Genomic DNA, 17,910 nt, shown 5'->3' with positions numbered 1-17,910 from the left:
ATACAAAAAAAGCGCACGGTCCAGCTTCCTCACGGTCGCTGGATCATGCGCTTTTTCTCTCAGAAGAGATCTTGCTTAGCTTTTCGGCTTGCTGACCGGGACGCCCTTACTGAAATACTCCTCCAGCGTCACGCCTTGCTTGACGATGTCCTTGGCCAGGTCTACGCCGACATAACGCAGATGCCAGGGCTCATACTGGTAACCGGTAATGTCTTCTTTGCCCTTGAGGTAACGGATGATGAACCCGTATTCGTGGGCATGCTCAGCCAGCCACTTGGCTTCCTTCGTTGCACCGAAGCAGTCTTGCGCCGGACATTTGCCGTTCGCGCCGGCCACATCGATGGCAAGTCCGGTTTCATGCTCGCTTTGACCGGGCTTGGCACTGAACTTATTGGCTTCTTGCTCACCATGCTGCTTGACATAGCTATTGTATAAGGTGGTTTGAGTCGCATTGGAACGGAAAGCCGATACCCCGGCGAGCGGGAGTTTATCATCCTTGGCAGCCTTGAAAAGCTTCTCCAGTGCTGCCGCCGCTTCTTTGCGCATCTTGCGCTTTTCTATTTTTTCCTTGAACGTAAAGGGCACATCGGGATCAACGAGATCATCAGGCTTATAGTTATCTGGCAGCTTGTTGGATTTATTGACGATCACCGCGATATCTGCAGGCTTGGCGATGACTTGAACCGATCCGTCTTTGGGCTTGTCTGCGCCTTCTGAAGCGGGCTTGCGGGTTGTATCGCCTGGCTTGGCTGCAGAGTCCCCAGATTTTTTACCCGGGTCTGCTGTTCCGCCGGAGTTCGCAGAAGGCTTGGACGTATTAGTAGCTCCGAGATTAACGGTTCCCCCTCCGGAAGCAGGCTGCTGAGGAGGAGAATCCGTTGTCTTGGTATTTGAATCTGCCTGCTTCTGGCCAGAGTCTGTATTGCTGCTTGGTGTCTCACTCTGAGATGCAGGGGGCGCTGCAGAGTCCACGGGGGTCTTGGAGGTGCAGGCGGTTGCCAAGACCAACGCGCAGGCGAGCACGGCAAGGCTCAGCGGGGCTTTGTATGAATTCCACATGAAGTTTGTTCCTTTCTGCTATAGAAAATATAACTGCACCCTAATAGACGCTCCCCAGCTTCCTAAAGTTCCAAGTTTGGTTCAGAAACCTTTTATACGAGATAGGCGGCCTGTTCCCTTGCTCGCTGATATAAGATTATTCCAGTTTAAAGCCGCGGGCTTCCAGAAAGGTTTTCACATGGGCCCGGACCGGCTTCTGATACTTATCGGCAATTCCACGCGACCAGGTCGTTACCGTTTGTCCTTGGGTACGCTCGAGGTAATATTGGTGGATAGTACGATCATATTCATCGATGCCTTGCTGCATCGTTGTTTCCTCATACGCATTCCAGTGAAGAATGCCGGCCTGAGGCAGACGAGGGCGGTAGGAAGGCTCCTGGTCCGGCGTGCCGATGCACATGCCGAAGACCGGGTAGACGAGCTGCGGGAGCTTCAGGAGCTGGCTCACCTCTTCCGGATTATTGCGGATGGCTCCAATATAGCAGATGCCGAGACCGAGCGATTCGGCGGCAACGGCAGCATTTTGCGCGGCCAGCGCGGCATCGATGGTAGCGACGAGAAAGCTCTCGGTGTTGGTATGGAAAGTGTCTTGATGACGCTTGGAGGCTTCCTCTATCCGGTGAAGGTCGGCGCAGAACACGATGAACAAACCGCTATCCGCGACATAAGCCTGATTGCCGGCCAGTCTGGCCAATTCGCGCTTGGTAGCCTCATCGCTGATGGCGATCAAGCTGTAGGCCTGGACGTTGCTGGAGGTAGAGGCCATCTGAGCGGAGCCAACGATGGCCTGGATCTGCTCTGGAGTGAGCGGGACCGGCTGGAACTTGCGGATAGAGCGGTGACGTTGAAGCAATTCAATGACGGCGTTCATAGACATATCTAACCTCCAGTAAGTAGTGGCTATTTTCTTAATAGTAACTGAGTTTCTATTCCCGAGTCAATTACACGGAATTTTATCTGGCAGACACTCGTAGGAGAGGGGTCTCTGTCAGCGATGCGCCGTTTTTTTACCCGGACTGCGGAAGGCTGAGGACGGTTCACTGGGCGTCAACGTCCGCCAGGAGTATAATGAGGTCAATGCCAAGTAACGCGAGAAGGGAATGAGGACACTGAACAACCACAAGCTGAAGCTAGGCATCCTGGACCAATCCGCATTGATGCCCGGCGATACACCGACCGATGCGTTCCGCCGCACGATTGAGCTGGCCAAGCTGGGTGAGCGCTGGGGCTATTCGCGCTTCTGGGTGTCGGAGCATCATGATACGCCTCGCCTCGCCGGCTCGTCGCCTGAGGTGCTGCTGGGAGCGCTGGGCGCACATACGTCCCGCATCCGCATCGGCTCTGCCGGAGTGCTGCTGCCGCATTACAGTCCATTCAAGATTGCAGAGAATTTCCGCGTGCTCGAGGCGCTGTACCCTGGCCGTATCGATCTCGGTATCGGCCGGGCGCCGGGCGGGATGCCGATCGCCTCGCAGGCGCTGCGCTACGGGCGGACCAAGCCTAGCGATGAGCAGCTTCCCGATGTGCTGCGCGATCTGGGTGGGTTCCTGGCGGACAGCCTGGAGCCCGGACACCGGTTCGAGGGCGTAAGAGCCGCTCCGTTCGTGGAGACGAAGCCGGATATCTGGCTGCTCGGCTCCAGCTCCTTCAGCGCCGAGCGGGCCTCGGAGCTGGGTGCGGCCTTCTCGTTCGCCCACTTCATCAATGGAGATGGCGGTCATGAAGCGGTGAAGGGCTACTTCGACAGCTACCGTCCCGGACCGCTCGGCAGTGAACCGCGTGCGAATGTCTGCGTGATTGCGATCTGTGCCGATACGGATGAGGAAGCCGAAAGGCTCGCTCTTCCGGTGGAATTGGCGCTTCTGCTGCTGGAACAGGGGCAATTTCAGCGGCCTTTCCCTACGTATGAGGAAGCGCTGGCTTATCCGTATACGGAGTGGGACCGGATGCGTATTCAGGTAAACCGCAGCCGGATGCTGGTCGGCGGACCGGTGTCGATCCGCGAGCAGATGCTGAATTTCGCCGGTGATTATGGCGTGGAGGAACTGATCGTGGTCACCTTTGGGGCAGACCCGGCAGCTAGGCTTCGCTCGTACGAGCTGCTGGCCCAGACTTTCGAGCTGGCTTAGTCGGGGCTATTGCTGGGGAGGCATGGCAGTTCCAGCGCGCTAGCCGTTTGTCACAATTCAAATAAGCCTTCCATGCCTTTGCAAGCATGAGGCTGGAAGGCTTATTTGTTATGGTAAGCGCCTCGCACCTCGGCCGTCTACCTCTTGTATTCGGTACATATACATGTAGGGACAGCGGGCCGGTGTACGTAAGCCGGACATTGGCATAAGGAGGAGGAAGTTTGAAGGGAAGTGCAGAGATTTCGGTGTGGGAGGAGCATTTGTTCTGGCTGGAGGTGCTGCAGGATCACGCCGTATTCGTCAGGGATCATCTCCCGGCGGGTCAGGCTTGGTTCGTCGGGGAGGCCGAGCGGTATGTGCAGGCCTTTGCTGCTCTGATCGGGGAGCTGGGACGGCTTGACCCCTCAGCTGGAGTCAGGGACGAGCAGATGACAGCATTTGCGAGGCAGGCTTGGCCAGTTGCTTACGGTTATTTTCGGTTTGAAGGCGACGTCCAGCGCAGACGGGTGGAGAACGAGCTGATGATTTCCCTCTCCCCGACTTATTTCAACGGGACGTTGAATGAAAACGAAGAATATTTGCGTCTGTTGTCCGCCTACGGCAAAGGCGAGGACCCGGCGCCGCTGCCGCTGTGGTCGCTGCTCGATCTGTGGCTGGAGGATCAGCTAGGCCATGTGGTCCTGTTGCGCAATGTGCTGGACCCTATCGAGGTGGGGATCATGTTCAAGACTGATCAATTTATCGAGCAGTTCCGGGGCTTTATTCTGCAAAATCACCATATCCGCGGGTATCTGCGCTTTGCGCCGCCAGGCATTCCCCGCCAGAGGAAGCTTGCCGCCGATGTAGGGCATGCGACCCTGGAGATGAATGCCTTCGTACTGCGGGTGATCGATTTATATAAGGCTACGGAAGTGATGAACCGCACCACGCTCCGCTTCCTCCAGCATCATGTGCCGGAAACCTGCTATTTCGTCCGCAAGCTAAGCAGGTATGACCCGTCGCTGGCCCAGGCGGCTGCCACTTGCTCGCTCCGGCGCCTTCCTCCCTACGGGGACGTGTGACGCTGGGTACGAAGCTGAATCGACTTGTCCAGATATTCGGGCTCGATACCGGGATGGCCGGCGTTAATGCGCGGGATGGCCATCGGATCGCTGTTCCGTGTAGCGATGCCGCTAACGATGGTGAACGCGTAGCGGAACCCGGCTTCCTGGATATAAGCCTGCGCGGTGGCGTCATAGATGCCATAGGGATAAGCATAGGTTTGCGCGGCCTTGGGATCGTGATACAGCTCCTGCAGCTTGTTCGCGCAGGAATTGCTGTCCTGACGGATGCGGGCTGCGTATTCCTCGTCGTTCTCCAATGTGCCGGCTGCAGTCGGCAGGCGGCCGGTCAGGGCACTTTCGTGCCCGACTTTATAGTGAAGCGCGTTGGTATGACACTGCACGTTGAACATGCCGGGACGGTAGGCGAGCATCTCGCCGATCTGCTCCGGCTTGAGTGCCGGAATGTCCGGGCGGTCCGGATCGTTCAGATCGTTGGTGATGGCGAAGTTAACCGCAGGGATATCCAATTCCTTCAGAATCGGGAAGGCGTCGGTGTAGAAGCTGCGGTAGCCGTCGTCGAATGTCACGAGCACCGCTTTGTCCGGCACGCTGGCTCCCTCGTAATAATGAATCAAATCTCCCATCGTGATGAAATGATAGCCTTTGGCTTTCAAATACGATAGCTGCCTGCGGAACAGATCCGTGCTGACGGTAGCCGCGCTTTCCGCTTCGTCCGATACGTGGTGATACATCAGCACCGCGATCTGATCGCGATACGTCTCCTGAGCATGGGAAGGCCATAGCTGTAAAGTGCTTGCGAGGATCAAGCCGACAAGCAGGCTGAAGATGAGCGGTCGGGTCATGGTAAGGTCTCCTTTGCGCCAGGTTGGCGCCTATAGTCAGTTATACCGATTCCACGGGATGATTTCAAGCCAAGTCTATTCATCTTGCTCTGCGTCATGTTAGAATATGGAAAAATATAAAAAGGAATTAAAAAGGCAGAGGAGACGCCACGATGATTGGACAACGAATCGGGAAAGGCAAGACGGCGGAAGTATTCGAATGGCTGCAGGAGGAGGCGGGCAGCACAGAGCGTGTTATCAAGCTGTTCTTCCCCTCCATGGAGCATATGCGTGATGGGGAATGGGAGATCAGTCAATGGATAGAAGGGCAGGGATTGCCTGTCCCTCGGACCTATGGGCGTGAAGAGGTGTCTGGACGGAGCGGCATTATCTATGAACGCATTAACGGTCCGACGCTGACGGAGGCGGTAGCTTCCCGGCTATGGAACCCTGGTGCCGCCGGGTCATTGCTGGCTTCACTTCATGAGCTGGTGCATAGGGTAACGGCTGCTGCAGAGGAATCGGCTTCCTCTCAGGCCTCGACAGCTCTGTCCCTTCCGCGGCAGAAGGAGATGCTGGAGCGGTATATTCGCCACACCCCGTTGCTAGAGGCTGCCTGGAGGCAGCGGGTGCTGGAGCGGCTGGCATCACTGCCGGCAGGTGATCGTCTGTGCCACGGGGATCTGCACTCGGATAATGTGATCATCTCGCTGCGCGGACCTATCATCCTGGACTGGATGACCTCGGTATCCGGACATCCTGCCTGTGACGCGGCACGCACCTGGATGGTGCTGCAGGACGCTTCCCTTCCGCCCGGTATACCAGCTGAGCTGGTTCCCTGGATCGAGCAGTTCCGGGAAGACATGGCCGCAGCCTACAAAGAGGCATATACAAGGGGAACTGGGGTCACCGAGGAGGAAATCCGGGATTGGCTTCCTGTCGTGGCGGCCGCCCGGCTGGTCGAGAATGTAGACCAGGAGGAGCAGTCCAGGCTGCTGGAGCGTGTTCGCGCAGGTCTGGCTTGATCGGCCGGCAGGCCGCATTTTCGATTCGGGACACGATTGGACACGGGACGAACGATAGACGAACAATAAACAAACGACATACGAACAATAAACAAACGACATACGAAGACCCTCTCGCTCAGCATAGGCTGGCGAAGAGGGTCTTTTGTCTGTCGATAACAACTTTCCTACTAATCGCGGATCTCGACGATAATCTCGATCTCGACTGGCGTATGGAACGGCAGATCGCTTGTTCCGATAGCGGAGCGCGCGTGACGCCCGTTTTCTCCGAATACATCCACCAGCAGGTTGGATGCGCCGTTCATAACATACGGCTGATCGCCGAAGCCAGGAGCGCTGTTCACGAAGCCGAGCAGCTTGACAATTTTGACGACGCGGTCCAGGTCACCGAGGTAGCCCTTCAGTACAGCCAGGCAGTTGATGATAACCTGACGAGCCGCTTCTTGACCTTGCTCGATGGTCAGGTCGCTGCCGACCTTGCCTTCATAGATTAGCACGCCATTAGCATCGCGCGCATCCTGGCCGGACAGATAAAGCAGATTGCCTGTACGGTTAGCCGGAATATAAGTGAAACGCGGCTCCGGGGATGGGGGAAGGACGATTCCGAGTTCTTCCAGACGTTTTTCGATGATAGCCATTGTAATATAACCTCCGATAAATGAAATGTAGTTGTGGGTGATGCAGACCTACGCTTAGTGGTGATGGCAGCAGGTTGTGGCGCGGATCAGACTGCCCTCACGAGCATGAGTATGCGCAGTGTCGCTGAGCGTTTCTTTCCCCGCGACCCAGACGTGGGAGATGCCTTCCGGATATTGGCGCGGCTCCTCGAAGGTCGCCTTGTCCTCGATCGTATTCGGGTCAAAGACGGTAATGTCTGCGATATAGCCGGGAACGAGCAGTCCCCGCTTGCCCAGCTTGAAGCGCTGGACCGGGAAGGACGTGACCTTGCGGACGGCTTGCTCCAGCGAGAGTACGCGCTGCTCGCGCACATAGCGGGCGAAGACGCGCGGGAACGTACCGTACAGCCGCGGGTGAGGCTTACCGGTCTCGCAGGTCAGGCTGTCTGAGGCGATCAGCGACTTCTCGTAGCCGACGACTTGCCGGACATCCTCATCAGACATGTGGAAGTAGACGATCGAGATGCGGCCGTCCTCCTCAAGCAGCAGGTCCATCATGCAATCCACAGGATGCTGTCCGCGCAGCTCGGCGATCTCGGCGATCGAGCGGCCTTCCAGGTGACGATTGGTCTCGGTATGCATCGCCGCGACAATGACGCTCTGCCAGCCGGTGGAGCAGACGAGGTTGTCCCAGGTTGTTTGCTCCTGGCCGAGCTCTTCCTTGATCCGCTTGCGCTGGGACGGGTCCCGGAATAGAGCAAGCGTCCCCTCGATACCGCCCTCCAGCGTCCACGGAGGAAGAACCGTGGTTAGGGTGGTGGACCCAGCGTGATACGGATAAACGTCGCAGGTGACATCCATGCCGCGGGCACGCGCATCCTCGATCAGCTCGATCGCTTCCAACACCTTGCCCCAGTTCGCTTTCCCCGCAGCCTTCAGATGGCTGATGTGCAGCGAAATGCCGGCTTGCTCGGCGATCCAGATCACTTCCTTGACCGAAGGAATGAGGTTATTGCCCTCGCCCCGGATGTGGGTGGAGAGCAGGCCGTTGTACTTGGGCAGCACAGAGCAGAGATCGGCGATCTCATCGCGGGCTGTATAGCTGCCCGGCGCATACAGCAGGCCGATCGACAAGCCGATGGCCCCAGCGCGCATGCCTTCGTCCAGGATCTGCTTCATCTTCTCCCGCTCAGCTGGGGTCGCCGGACGGTTCTCGAAGCCCATCACGGAGATGCGGAGGGCGCCATGCGCCACATAGGTGGCCAGGTTTTCGGAAGGTCCGCTGGCTGCGAGCTTCTCCATATACTGCTCGACGGTCTCCCAAGGCCATTCCCACTCTGTACGGCCGAGAACCGGCTGCACGTAGCTCTTGAGCATCTCGGCGCGGTCCTTCACATAAGGGGCCGGAGCGAGCCCGCAGTTGCCCACGACCTCGGTCGTGACGCCCTGGCGCAGCTTGATCTCGCTATGCGGATGATCGAAGATCATCAGGTCAGAGTGGCAGTGGCCGTCGATAAATCCGGGTGCGATGACTTTGCCATGCACATTGACGATTTTAGCCGCTTCTTGATCGATGCGACCTACGGCGGCGATCCGCCCGTCCTTGACACCTACATCGCCGAAAAACCAAGGATTTCCGGTTCCGTCCACAACGCGGCCGTTTTGAATAATGAGATCCAGCATCTGAATAGCCCTCCCGAGGCAATCTAGTGTGTCGGTGCAGATTCGGTAAGTGATGCTCTAGTAACGCCTTCCCGTGCGGGGGAAGCGGTAGAATTGCGTCAACGCAGCCCCGGGTTCAACGGAGCGCTGATAACACGGGACCGATGCCGGACAACTGGCAGGTAGCCCGTTGTCCCGGTGAAGTCAAAGGCTACTCCAGCTTGCCACGGCCGAGCACGGTCTCGGCTTCATACTTCCCATTCCGCAGGAAGTACACCTGATTATGCAAATTCACCGTGCTGCATATATGATTGGGTATAATATGAAGCACATCGCCTACGGCAAGCGTCGAGGCTTGCGCCTCGGGACCGAGCCGCAGCATGCCGTGCTCCTCGGATAGCCGCTCGAGCACCGCGTCCGGCAGCTCTATGACATGGCCGAAGCCGCGCAGCTGCAGCGGATCGGTATTCGGCTGCACGTCGGTAGCGAAGGTTTTACTGCCGCCGTCCACGACGACCAGATCGGCGGTAGGCCGGCTGACGACGGTAACGCGTACGGCTCCTGCACAGTCTGTCAGCGCGCAGACACCGAGCCGGGCCTGCATTCGGTCCTGGAATACATAGGTGCCGGGCCGTACCTCGGTCACGCCAGGCACCGTAGCAGCGTAAGCGGCCGTCGGTGTGGAGCCTACACTGACATCATCGATGGCGAGACCCGCGTCACGCAGACGCTGAGCGAGCTCCGCCATCAAGCGTCCTTCTTCTTCTCCAGCAGCCTGCAGGTCCAGCGTCGCCTTACCGTTCATCAGCGCGCCGCGGAATGTATAGATGCCTGTGAGCTGCAAGCCGGATAGGCTGCCGATGAAGCGGCCGAGCTCCAGCGCTTCCTCGTAGAGGACGCCTGTACGCCGCAGGCCGGTATCGATTTCTAGCCGGACTTCCAGCGTTCGGCCTGCCGAGGTGGCAGCTTCGGCCAGACGCAGTGCGCCCTCCCGGCTGTCCACGCCGACGATGAGCCGGATCCGGGAAGCAAGCTCCAGCGCACGCGCGATTTTATCAGGCGTGACCAGCGGATAGGCGATGAAGATATCCGGGACGCCATGCGCAGCCATCACCTCAGCCTCGGATACTTTGGCTACCGTAATGCCCACGGCGCCAGCCTCAATCTGCCGCAGAGCAATCCAAGGCATTTTGTGAGTTTTGGCGTGGGGGCGCAGCCGGACTCCCGTCTTGCGGATGGTCTCGGCCATAGACGCAATGTTGCTTTCCATCACAGCGGTATCGATCACTACGCTGGGGGTGGGGAGAAATTGACTCATGCTTCCTACTTCCTTCCGCTCCAAATCTTGAACCCGTCCAAGCAGCAGAACCGGTCTCTCGGCCCGTGCAGCTTGTCTCAGGATTAACCTATACAGTTGCTTCTCTTTACATGCCGACCGCATTTTATTGCAAGTTATAGGGGAAAACGCATATTGCGATTTTAAAAGGGTTACGAGAAAATGGTATCACATTCTGAAAGTAAATCAAACAAAAAGTTTGATTGAATGAAAAATAGTGTGATCTTAAATCGGCAAATATGCTACTATGAGAGCATTCCCTGAAAAGGTTTTTGAGAGTAAAGAAAGTCCGGCTTCATTAAAGCCTATATTCGTCCCACCCATATCTACGACCCAGGGAGGCGTTCCATGAGACGCTGGCTTGATAAATCATTGAAGCGCAAGCTGTCCCTTCTGCTGCTTGTCGCCGTCGTGCTGCCGCTGCTCGCCACGGGAGTCGTGTCGTACCGGATCGCGCTATCGCTGACGGAGGAGAAAGAGAAGCAGTCCGGGATGAACACGCTCCGCCAAGTGGCGGACAAGCTGGATTTTATGATCCGCGACGTGGAGAATATGTCGGTGTTTATTATCGGACAGCGGGATATCCAGCAGTATCTGGATAACGAACAAGCGGATATTTCGCTGTTCACACAGAATATCGGTTTTTTGACGAATCTGGTTTTTTCCAAGAAATATATATCCAACATCTCGGTCACCTCGACGAACGATTACCCGCCTCTGTCGAACACGACGCTGCTGCATTCCGGATTGTCCGAGCAGATCGCGGGCAAGGAAGATTACATGCGCAACAATATCAAGTGGTGGACCTCGCTGTATGAAAATCAGACGACGTCCGACGGGCTCAAGCGGGTGGTGTCCCTCGTTCGTCCGATCCGCAATACAAGCAAGTTCCAGACGGTCGGCGCCCTGTCGATCAGTCTGGACGAGGCGGAGATCCGCAAAATTCTGGACGCTGCCGGCTGGGAGAAGAAAGGCTTCGTCCTGCTCGTTGACCAGGAGGGACATATTGTGTCTGGCGAATCGCCGGAATGGCTAAACCGGCCGTTGTCCGCACGTCTGCCGAATCTGGGCGAGCTGGACGGCAAGGACGGAGTCTTCCCCTATAGCGACGGGGAAAAGGAAAATAACACTGTGCTGTACCACACGCTGTCGAGCTTGAACTGGAAGCTGGTCGGCGTCATTCCGACTCAGGTCTACACGGCGCAGAACCAGTACGTCCTAACCGTCACGGCTTATGCGATCGGGATCGCGCTGCTGTTCGCCATTGCACTTGTGCTTTCGTTCATTCAGTGGGTGACGCGTCCGCTGACTGGGCTCGCCAGCACGATGAAGGACATCAATCCTGACGAGCCGATCCCGACCTATGCGGTGAAGAGCACGGATGAGGTCGGCCTGCTGGTGCACAGCTACAATAAGCTCAGCGACCGTATACAGCGGCTCAAGGAGCAGGTGCAGATGAATGAGGCTAAGAAGAAGGAAGCCGATATTATGGCGCTTCAGGCGCAGATCAACCCGCACTTCCTGTACAACACCTTGTCGTCGATTCACTGGATCGCCCTGATGAACAAGGACAAGAAAAGTGCGGAGATGGTCGGAGCGCTCAGCGATTTTCTGCGCTTCAGCCTGAACAAGGGCGAGGAATTTTGTCCGGTGCAGCAGGAGGTTGCCCATGCACAGAATTATACGTATATCATGTCCATCCGCTTTCAAGACAAGTTCGATACGGCGTTCTACGTCGACCAGGAGCTGAATGCGCTGCCGATGCTGAAGCTGCTGCTCCAGCCCTTGATCGAGAATAGCATCATGCACGGCCTGCAGAAGAAGAAGGGCAAGGGCCAGCTCTATGTGCATGGGGAGCGGCACGGCGGGGTGATGACGTTCGTCGTCGAGGACACGGGCATCGGCATGGACGAGGACAAGCTGCGTGAAATCCGTAGAGGGCTCGGAGGAAGCCTGGGCCAGCCGGAGCCGGGACGGTCGGGCTATGGGCTGCGCAATGTGCATCAGCGTCTGCAGCTTCATTACGGCCTGGACACCGGCCTGCGCATCGAGAGCCAGGCTGGAGAGGGCACGCGGATTTCGTTTACGATACCGATATTGGAGGATTCCCCATGAGGCTGATGATCATTGACGATGAAGTCATTATCCGCACTGGTTTATGTACGGTGATCGATTGGAAGGAGCTGGGCCTTACGCTGCTGCCTCCTGCCGAGTCGGCGGAGGAGGCGATGGAGCGTATTCCCCAGGAGAAGCCGCATATCGTTCTGACGGATATCCGGATGCCGGGTATGGACGGGATCGAGCTGGCGAAGGAAATCAAGAAAATGCTGCCGGATACGGAGATCGTGATCCTGACCGGCTATGATGATTTTGCCTACGCCCAGCAGGCGCTTCGCGAAGGCGTCACCGATTACCTGCTGAAGACAAGCGGCCCGGAGGAAATTATCAAGGCGGCGATGAAAGCCAAGCAGAACCTCATGTCCAAGTGGGAGGCGCTTCGCCAGGAGCAGGTGCAGAGTGCGGCACTGCGCAGTCAGCAGCTTGAGAAGCTGCTGCTGGGCCGTCAGGAGGATGAGGCCAGTCTGCAGCCTGTGCTGCGCTGGATGGAGGATACCGAGGTGCTGGCCGGAGAGCGGGCAGGAGAAGTGGCGAAGCTGCATGTGCTGATCGTGCAAGCCTCCGGCTGGGGCGAAGGACGGTTCGCCCGTCTGCTGCTGGGCGCCGCCCAGAACATGCTGGATGAGCTGCTGCCGTGTGTGTCGCTGCTGAGGTCGGATAAGCTGGTGCTTGTCACGCCCGGCGGATCAGGCTTTGCCTGGCGCAGCCGATTGGAGAAGTCGCTCCAGCGGCTGCGCGATACGCTCAAGTGCACCGTATTCGGGGCGCTGGGCGGAGCTGTCGCGTCACCGCATGAGCTGCACCGCTCCTATCGGGAGGCGGAGGAGGTATTCGCCTATCGGCTGCTGCTCGGTGAGCAGGGGCTGTTCGATGCTGAGGACACGAGACGCCGCAGCGGCGGACGGACGGTCTGCTCCCAGAAGGAAGAAAGCGAGCTGGCTGCGATCCTGATGAGCAATAACCCGACGCAGCTGCGCCACTTTACCAACCAGATCGTGCGGGAACAGATGGAGGATGAGGCGGCTACGCCTGCTTCGCTGCTCGCATTCCTGCAGTCCGTCGTCATTGCCGGACACCGCTGGCTGGAGCGTGCCAAGGGAAGCGGACAGGCAGGAGGCCAGCCTCCAGCGACGGTGTATGCGCTTGACTCGGACCCTCGGCCGGAGGATGAACTGTTCAAGCTGCTGGCGGCGCTCATGACAACCTTCCATGAGACGATGAGCGATTCCCGCTATTCCTACGTCCAGCGGGCCGTAGCTTATATAAGGGAGCGTCTGGACCACAATCTATCGCTGCAGGAAGTCGCCCGCTTCGTGCACCTCAATCCGAACCATTTCAGCGAGGTGTTCAAGAAGGAAACCGGGCAGAGCTACATCGAGTTCGTGACCCAGGAGCGTATCCGCAAGGCGGCCAGCATCCTCCAGACCACCCAGCTTAAGGTCAGTGAAGTGGCGGGAATGGTCGGTTACGAGGATTTCAAATATTTTAGCCAGCAGTTCAAACGTCATACCGGATTGACTCCGTCGGAGTACCGGCAGTCTAACATGACTGAATAATTTCAACCCCAAGGCTGAATTCTGTCCCGTTGGAAAACGCCCCGGATTCCTGTAAGCTGAGGCTGCAGCTTCGCAAATTGAGATATAAACAGGGCAAATAAGCGTATTATCAACGTCTGGATGGTTGTGATACGATTCAACTTGGAGGAGGGATTCATCTATGAGTACATTGAAAATTGCTGTGATTGGTGCGGGTTCCATATCGTCCGCCCATTTGAACTCGTATGCGAAAAATCCTGACGTTGAACTGGTTGCCATCTGCGACCTGGTCGAAGAACGCGCGCGACGCGCGGCTGATCAATACGGTGCGCGCAAGGTATACACCGATTACCGTGAATTATTGGCTGACTCGGAGATCGAAGCCGTTAGCATCTGTACGTGGAACAACACCCATGTCGAGATCAGCATCGCAGCGCTGGACGCGGGCAAGCATGTGCTGGTAGAGAAGCCGATGAGTACCGATATCGGCAAAGCTCTGGAGCTGCAGGAAGCGGTCAAGCGCTCCGGCAAGAAGCTGCAGGTCGGCTTCGTCCGCCGTTACAGCGGCAGCGCGAAGGTGCTCAAGCAGTTCATCGACGCAGGAGATCTGGGCGATATTTACTATGCAAAGGCTTCCATCCTCAGACGTCTCGGCAATCCGGGCGGCTGGTTCTCGGACCGCGACCGTTCCGGCGGCGGACCACTGATGGACATCGGCGTTCATATCATCGACCTGTGCTGGTACATGATGGGCCGTCCGAAAGTCAAGTCGGTATCCGGCAATACGTACCACAAGCTGGGCAATCGCTCGAACATCCAGAATCTGAGCTTTTACCAGGCGGCTGATTACGACGCCTCCAAGAATACAGTCGAGGATCTGGCGAATGCTCTGATCCGCTTCGAGAATGGCGCTTCGCTGTTCGTCGACGTGAGCTTTACCCTGCATCAGAAAAATACGGTTTCGTCCGTGAACATCTACGGCGACAAGGGCGGCGCCGAAATCGAGCCTGATTTCGTCATCGCGACCGAGAAGCATAATACGATTCTGAATATCCAGCCGCAGATCGACTATACCGGCTTCCACTTTGAAGAAGGCTTCCAGAACGAAATCAACCACTTCGTGAACTGCTGTCTCGGACGGGCCGAGCTAATCAGTCCGGTCGAGGATGGCCTCGAGATTACGAAGATTCTGTGCGGCATTTACGAGTCGAGCGTGAAGGGCGAGGAAGTTCATTTCTAACAAGCGTTTATCTAAAGCAGGACGATGAGCTCTTATCCCGTCTCACCTTGAAGCAGGGGAACGGCTTTATTTTAAATATTCCAGTGGAGGATTGAACGCATGAAACTCACGAATAAAATCGGTGTGATCGTGGACAGCTTCCAAATCGGTGTTCGCGAAGGCTTGAAGAAAGCGAAGGAAGTAGGCGCGGACGGCGTTCAGATCTACGCAGTCAGCGGAGAGATGGACCCGGCTAATCTGTCGGCAGATGCCCGCAAAGAATTGCGCGCGTATATTGCAGACCTTGGTCTGGAAATTTCGGCGCTGTGCGGCGACCTGGGCGGCCATGGCTTCCAGGATAAGCTGGCGAACCCTGAGAAAGTGGAGAAGTCCAAGCGCATTCTCGATCTGGCGCTGGACCTCGGCACGAATATCGTGACGACCCACATCGGCATCGTGCCGGACGACCGCAGCGGCGAGGTGTATCATTCCCTGCAGACAGCCTGCGAGGAGCTGGGGCAGTATGCCAAGAGCGTTGGCGCATACTTCGCCATCGAGACTGGCCCCGAGCGCGCTGCGCATCTGAAGAGTTTCCTGGACACGCTCAGCACCAACGGCGTCTCCGTCAACTTTGACCCGGCCAACATGGTGATGGTGACCGGCGACGATCCGGTCGAAGGCGTGTGCATCCTTAAGGACTACATCGTCCACACCCATGTGAAGGACGGCATACGCTACCGTGAGGTCGACCCTCGCGAAGTCTACGGCGCCCTCGGCTTCGAGCCGATGGACCACGGCAAGATCGCCCAGATGGTGACCTCCGGCGAGATTTTCAAGGAAGTCCCGCTCGGCGAAGGGAAAGTCGCGTTCGACGCGTACTTCGCCGCGCTGCAGGAGATCGGCTACACCGGCTACCTGACGATCGAACGCGAAGTCGGCCAGCAGCCTGAGGTAGATATCCGCAAGGCGGTTGAATTTATTAAGCGGTATAAGTAGAGAGAGCAAGCTGCATGAAACAGCGTCAGGGCGAAAGAGAGCCCTGACGCTGTTGTTGTATTTGATTAACTACTCCGCAAACCGGTCCGCGACCGAACTCGCCCCAAAGCTCTCGGGCTTGATGCGCGTCTCGTAGCCGACGGAGGTGACCCAGCCGCAGATTTCCTGGATGAGGGCTTTGGTCTCTCCTTGTTGTCCGATATCGATATGAATTTCAAGCGGCCATTCTGCGAGCAGGTCGTCCATGCCCTTGCGGTTCAGCAGGTCGACCAGCTCCAGACTGAGCTCGGTTTCTTTGTAGATGCGGGTGCGAAGGTCGAATAACGGACGGCTGCTTTTTTTACGGTAAAAGAAACGGGCGCCTCGGCCGATACGGTGGATGATTAATGCGGTAACGAGCGTAGTGGTGCGACGGGTGGTGTGAGAATCGGTGCCGATGACGATCTTGTAGGCGGAAGCCGGATCAGCGCGGACGTAGTCGTGCAGATCCTGAACCATAGCTTCCAACGTGACATGACCTTTACTGGGGCTTACGAACATGAGTGAATCCACTCCTTCCGGCAGATGATAAGCCACACCATCTATTTTACTCCAAAAGAAGTAAAAATAGTGTAAAGCTGCAGATTTTACTTCGACTCAGCCGGAAAAAGCAAAGGACCAGACGGGGAAGTGCACCGATTGGTCCTTGATCTACGGGTAAGCAGCCTGCGAGGCAGCTATCCGGTCCTCATACAAGCCTCCGCCTCTACAACGTGCGCCGTCGCATTGGTTTCAGCTTGCGCAACCAGAGCTCGGGCTCCGGGTCAATCACGCTATGCGTGAGAGCCTTCACCTGCGGGTGGGATAGCAGCAGCGTCAGCGTAATGGCTGTAACAATCACCAGCCCGATCAGCAGGAGATCATTGTTGGTCAACTGGTATAAGCCCGCGGCCGCCAGCAGCTTCAGGCATAAGCCGTGCAGCAGAAAGACATAAAGCGTGCGTCCACCCATCTCGGCCCATTTGCCTTCTCTTACAGGCTGCAGCATTAGGAAAGCGGTGGCGGTGACCGCCTGCACCCCATAAAGCCCGAGACGGTAGACAGCCGCATACCACTCCGTATGCTGGAGGCTGCTGTACGTGCGCGCCGACATCAGCCAATCGAGCGGCAGGCTTAGGATGCCTGAGCCGGTCAGCGCGCAAGCCGCTGCAAGCATCGCGGCCGCGAGCAGTCTGACGCTGTGCCGGCTTCTCACTTGAAGCAGCAGATCAGGGCGAATGTAATAGCCAGCCAGGAAGAAAGGAAAGAACACCAGCGTGCGACTGAAGCTCAGCCAGATCCCGTCTACCGGCAGATAGCCTGCCGCGAGACCGAGCAAAAGCGCCGCGGCCAGCGGATGCTTCAGGCGGGAGAATAGCAGAAGCAGCACCTTCCAGCACAGGTGACTGAAGAGGAACCAGAGCATCCAGTAGGGAGCCCAGAAGGAATAAATGACACCCTCTGTCCGGAAGAAGGCATAGTCTAATGTGGAGTATATACTTTGGAATAGCACGTACTGGCAGACGATTTTCAGCAGCACAGCTCCGACTCTTGGATGCTGCGGGAAGCCTTTGGAGAAATAGCCCGTGACCAGTACGAACACAGGCATATGGAACATAAAGATCGCGGTGACGATGGCCTGGGCTTCCGTGTGGGTCGTGAACAATGGAACCAGCATGTTCCCAATCACGACGAGTACAATGAGAGAAAAACGGGTATTAAGAAAATAAGTGTCGGCTTTCGTCAACTGCTCGTTCATCGCGAATCCCAGCTTTCTTGGATGTCTGTACACGGTCAGTATACGCCACGCTTCGGAGCCTGCGAAGTGATTATTTTCACAAAGTAGATATTCAAATAATTCTGAAAAATAAAGTGCAATATATAGCGCTTTCATCATATAATAGAAAGACGAAGCATCCATCCCATCGTCCGTTTTCTTCGTGGGCCGCAAGGTTGATCCGCATTCACCTGGATAGCTTTAATGGAGAAAAAACGCAGGAAAGAGGAGGCATGAAACCATGGAAGGAAGATTATCTGTCGGTTTGTTTTTTGGAGTCATGCTAAGCATTCCCCTTTGGCTAGCCATGATTGGTTGGATGCGGTTGGTGGAGTCGGCTTTCGATTATTTGAATCGGCTGCAATTGCTTTAACTTTCAATTTAAGCTCTTGGAGAGCGTTTACAATGGCCCTGCCCCGATATCGGGCGACCAGCGATAGAATGACCGGAGGACTGCGGTTCCTGGGCTGCTCATAGCGGCTGGGATCGCAGTTTTTTCACTTTTCTCCCGTTTCTTGCCAGAAGGAAGAGTTT

At 56.7% G+C, this 17,910-nt stretch carries 16 protein-coding genes; 8 read left to right on the top strand and 8 right to left on the bottom strand.

Going from position 1 to position 17,910, the window contains the following annotated elements; genetic code table 11:
• Nucleotides 1-75: 75 nt before the first annotated feature.
• Nucleotides 76-1,059: a D-alanyl-D-alanine carboxypeptidase family protein gene (locus WMW72_RS33890; RefSeq protein WP_341420009.1), complete on the bottom strand. Its 984-nt coding sequence runs from the start codon at nucleotides 1,057-1,059 to the stop codon at nucleotides 76-78.
• A gap of 136 nt (nucleotides 1,060-1,195) precedes the next feature.
• On the bottom strand, nucleotides 1,196-1,930 hold the full coding sequence (gene nfsA / locus WMW72_RS33885; protein WP_341420016.1) for an oxygen-insensitive NADPH nitroreductase: 735 nt from the start codon (nucleotides 1,928-1,930) through the stop codon (nucleotides 1,196-1,198).
• Between the two features lie 229 nt (nucleotides 1,931-2,159).
• On the opposite strand from nfsA, the gene WMW72_RS33880 reads away from it, so the two are divergent.
• Both WMW72_RS33880 and WMW72_RS33875 read left to right on the top strand, forming a co-directional pair.
• Nucleotides 2,160-3,188 carry an LLM class flavin-dependent oxidoreductase gene (locus tag WMW72_RS33880; RefSeq protein WP_341420008.1) on the top strand — a complete coding sequence of 343 codons (1,029 nt, stop codon included), beginning with the start codon at nucleotides 2,160-2,162 and terminating at the stop codon, nucleotides 3,186-3,188.
• 221 nt (nucleotides 3,189-3,409) lie between these two features.
• Entirely contained in the window at nucleotides 3,410-4,249 is an 840-nt protein-coding gene (locus WMW72_RS33875) for a DUF2935 domain-containing protein (RefSeq protein ID WP_341420007.1), read from the top strand.
• Here the strand turns inward: WMW72_RS33875 and WMW72_RS33870 are convergent.
• A complete protein-coding gene (locus tag WMW72_RS33870; RefSeq protein ID WP_341420006.1) occupies nucleotides 4,234-5,094 on the bottom strand; it encodes a polysaccharide deacetylase family protein in 861 nt (286 codons plus the stop codon). The genes WMW72_RS33875 and WMW72_RS33870 overlap by 16 nt on opposite strands.
• 152 nt (nucleotides 5,095-5,246) lie before the next feature.
• On the opposite strand from WMW72_RS33870, the gene WMW72_RS33865 reads away from it, so the two are divergent.
• Nucleotides 5,247-6,098 (top strand): phosphotransferase family protein, encoded by an 852-nt coding sequence (locus WMW72_RS33865; RefSeq protein WP_341420005.1) that lies wholly within the window; start codon nucleotides 5,247-5,249, stop codon nucleotides 6,096-6,098.
• Nucleotides 6,099-6,268: 170 nt separating this feature from the next.
• Here the strand turns inward: WMW72_RS33865 and WMW72_RS33860 are convergent, their stop codons facing one another.
• The 3 genes from WMW72_RS33860 to WMW72_RS33850 form a co-directional block, all read right to left on the bottom strand.
• Nucleotides 6,269-6,736 carry a RidA family protein gene (locus WMW72_RS33860; protein WP_341420004.1) on the bottom strand — a complete coding sequence of 156 codons (468 nt, stop codon included), beginning with the start codon at nucleotides 6,734-6,736 and terminating at the stop codon, nucleotides 6,269-6,271.
• A gap of 54 nt (nucleotides 6,737-6,790) precedes the next feature.
• Nucleotides 6,791-8,398, bottom strand: coding sequence for an N-acyl-D-amino-acid deacylase family protein (locus WMW72_RS33855; protein ID WP_341420003.1), 1,608 nt, complete (start codon nucleotides 8,396-8,398; stop codon nucleotides 6,791-6,793).
• 190 nt (nucleotides 8,399-8,588) lie between these two features.
• Nucleotides 8,589-9,695: an alanine racemase gene (locus WMW72_RS33850; RefSeq protein ID WP_341420002.1), complete on the bottom strand. Its 1,107-nt coding sequence runs from the start codon at nucleotides 9,693-9,695 to the stop codon at nucleotides 8,589-8,591.
• 366 nt (nucleotides 9,696-10,061) lie between these two features.
• Between WMW72_RS33850 and WMW72_RS33845 the strand changes: the two genes are divergently transcribed.
• The 4 genes from WMW72_RS33845 (at nucleotide 10,062) to WMW72_RS33830 (ending at nucleotide 15,581) form a co-directional block, all read left to right on the top strand.
• Nucleotides 10,062-11,828, top strand: a complete 1,767-nt coding sequence (locus tag WMW72_RS33845; protein WP_341420001.1) for a sensor histidine kinase — start codon at nucleotides 10,062-10,064, stop codon at nucleotides 11,826-11,828.
• On the top strand, nucleotides 11,825-13,387 hold the full coding sequence (locus tag WMW72_RS33840; RefSeq protein WP_341420000.1) for a response regulator: 1,563 nt from the start codon (nucleotides 11,825-11,827) through the stop codon (nucleotides 13,385-13,387). Before WMW72_RS33845 ends, WMW72_RS33840 begins: the two co-directional genes overlap by 4 nt.
• 160 nt (nucleotides 13,388-13,547) lie before the next feature.
• A complete protein-coding gene (locus WMW72_RS33835; protein ID WP_341419999.1) occupies nucleotides 13,548-14,606 on the top strand; it encodes a Gfo/Idh/MocA family protein in 1,059 nt (352 codons plus the stop codon).
• Between the two features lie 99 nt (nucleotides 14,607-14,705).
• The gene (locus WMW72_RS33830) at nucleotides 14,706-15,581 is read left to right on the top strand and encodes a sugar phosphate isomerase/epimerase family protein (protein WP_341419998.1); all 876 of its coding nucleotides are present in this window, start codon (nucleotides 14,706-14,708) and stop codon (nucleotides 15,579-15,581) included.
• A 69-nt stretch (nucleotides 15,582-15,650) separates the two neighbouring features.
• On the opposite strand, the gene WMW72_RS33825 is transcribed toward WMW72_RS33830, so the two are convergent.
• Nucleotides 15,651-16,121 carry a ribonuclease H-like YkuK family protein gene (locus WMW72_RS33825; protein WP_341419997.1) on the bottom strand — a complete coding sequence of 157 codons (471 nt, stop codon included), beginning with the start codon at nucleotides 16,119-16,121 and terminating at the stop codon, nucleotides 15,651-15,653.
• A 205-nt stretch (nucleotides 16,122-16,326) separates the two neighbouring features.
• A complete protein-coding gene (locus WMW72_RS33820; RefSeq protein ID WP_341419996.1) occupies nucleotides 16,327-17,358 on the bottom strand; it encodes an acyltransferase family protein in 1,032 nt (343 codons plus the stop codon).
• Nucleotides 17,359-17,617: 259 nt separating this feature from the next.
• On the opposite strand from WMW72_RS33820, the gene WMW72_RS33815 reads away from it, so the two are divergent.
• A complete protein-coding gene (locus WMW72_RS33815) occupies nucleotides 17,618-17,749 on the top strand; it encodes a hypothetical protein (protein WP_341419995.1) in 132 nt (43 codons plus the stop codon).
• The last annotated feature ends 161 nt before the right edge of the window (nucleotides 17,750-17,910 follow it).

The sequence above is a fragment of the Paenibacillus filicis genome, from assembly GCF_038070315.1.
GTDB classification, from domain to species: Bacteria; Bacillota; Bacilli; order Paenibacillales; family NBRC-103111; genus Paenibacillus_G; species Paenibacillus_G filicis.
The sequence above is the reverse complement of the archived record's forward strand: the minus strand, read 5'-3'. Positions and strand labels throughout refer to the sequence as shown.